The sequence below is a fragment of the Winogradskyella psychrotolerans RS-3 genome (genome assembly GCF_000427335.1).
Taxonomy (GTDB): domain Bacteria; phylum Bacteroidota; class Bacteroidia; order Flavobacteriales; family Flavobacteriaceae; genus Winogradskyella; species Winogradskyella psychrotolerans.
The window spans coordinates 1-1,415 of the sequence record NZ_ATMR01000052.1 but is presented as its reverse complement, the minus strand read 5'-3'; the positions used below and the strand labels follow the sequence as shown (position 1 = coordinate 1,415).

The window sequence follows — 1,415 nt, the reverse complement described above, 5'->3', positions numbered from 1 at the left end:
TTGTATTATACTGAAATAGGTTGACTCTTTTTAGTTAATATTTAGACGTTCAAAAGATTTTTTTTAGCCGTTTAGAAGGCAAAAAAATAGTTTGAACTAGTTCTGTTCTTAAATCTTAAGTTCAGGTAAATTTACATTATTTTTTCGATAGGATTTGTATTTGATGTTTGGATTGAGATGGACTTCAGCAGGTTTTCTGAGATCCAGGCTAAAATGTGTTCTCAAATTGTTATAAATATAGACTGCTTGTTGTGTCATTTTTTGTGCTAATTCAGTGTTTTTAATGGTTTGTTTTAATCCATATTCATATTTAAGAGTTCTATTAATGCGTTCTGCAACAGCATTTTCGTAAGGATCGTATTGTTCAGTCATACTCATTGTAATTCCATTATCTTCAGCAAACTGTGTGTATTTGGGGTTGCAGTATTGGAAACCTCTATCCGAATGATGGATAAGCTTTTTATCAGGGTATTTCCTATTTTTAATAGCCATAGCGAGTGCATCCGTACAAAGCGATGTTCTCATATGGTTATCGAGTTTATATCCCATAATCTGCTTAGAATAAGCATCTGTAACAATGGCTAAATAATTATGACCGTATTGTGTTTTAATATAAGTGATATCGCTGACCCAAAGTTGTTCAGGACGAGTAGGGACATGGTCTTTTACCAGGTTTTTATATTTTTTGTACATATGGTTTGAGTTTGTCGTTGTGATGTAATTTTTAGTTTTGGGAATCAAAAGATTATTTAGTCTGAGGAAGCGATAGAACTTGTCTCTACCAATCTTAATATTAGCCTCAGTAAAATTAGCTTTAAGTTCCGCATGTAGTTTAATTCCACCAGTTTTAGAGCCTACTTTATTACGGTAGTCCTTGACCATTTTGATCATTTTTTGATGATCTATTTCTTTTTTCTGTTGCGTTCTTAGTCTTTTGTAGAAGGCTTGTTTAGAAATCCCAAAACATCCATAGAGCCATTTTCTTTTATACGCTGTTTTTTCTTTTGCTCTATCTCTTTTGCTAATATTTTGGGTAATGACTTTTTTGACATATCGACACCTGTAATAAGTTCCATATCAGCGATAATGTCCTGTTGGAAGTCTTTTTGGAACTCAAGTTCTTCAATCTTCTCCTTTAGCTTTTTAATCTCATCGTTTTTACTCATACCCATGTTTTGTTGTACTAATGTACTGTATTTTCTTAACCAATAGGAAATAGTTGTTCTAGGAATATCATATTTTTTAGAAGCTTGGTTGTTTGAAATCTGACCATTTAAGATTTGGTCAACGACTAAAAGTTTGGTTTCTAAAGTTGCTTTTTGATAGCTTTTTTTTAGCCAGTGTTCATTTTTTGTTTTCATAAGTGACAGTAATTAATTGCTTAATTTTTAGTCAACCTATTTCAGGAAAGTACA

The 1,415-nt window shown here is 31.9% G+C and carries 2 protein-coding genes; both read right to left on the bottom strand.

Going from position 1 to position 1,415, the window contains the following annotated elements:
- Nucleotides 1-108: 108 nt before the first annotated feature.
- Nucleotides 109-957: an IS3 family transposase gene (locus ADIWIN_RS04105; RefSeq protein ID WP_040756521.1), complete on the bottom strand. Its 849-nt coding sequence runs from the start codon at nt 955-957 to the stop codon at nt 109-111.
- The gene (locus ADIWIN_RS04100; RefSeq protein WP_020897603.1) at nt 927-1,361 is read right to left on the bottom strand and encodes a helix-turn-helix domain-containing protein; all 435 of its coding nucleotides are present in this window, start codon (nt 1,359-1,361) and stop codon (nt 927-929) included. Before ADIWIN_RS04100 ends, ADIWIN_RS04105 begins: the two co-directional genes overlap by 31 nt.
- Nucleotides 1,362-1,415 lie beyond the last annotated feature (54 nt).

Bases quoted from the DNA above. Each gene is read 5' to 3' on its own strand.
- ADIWIN_RS04100 (WP_020897603.1), bottom strand. From the start codon at position 1,361: ATGAAAACAAAAAATGAACACTGGCTAAAAAAAAGCTATCAAAAAGCA.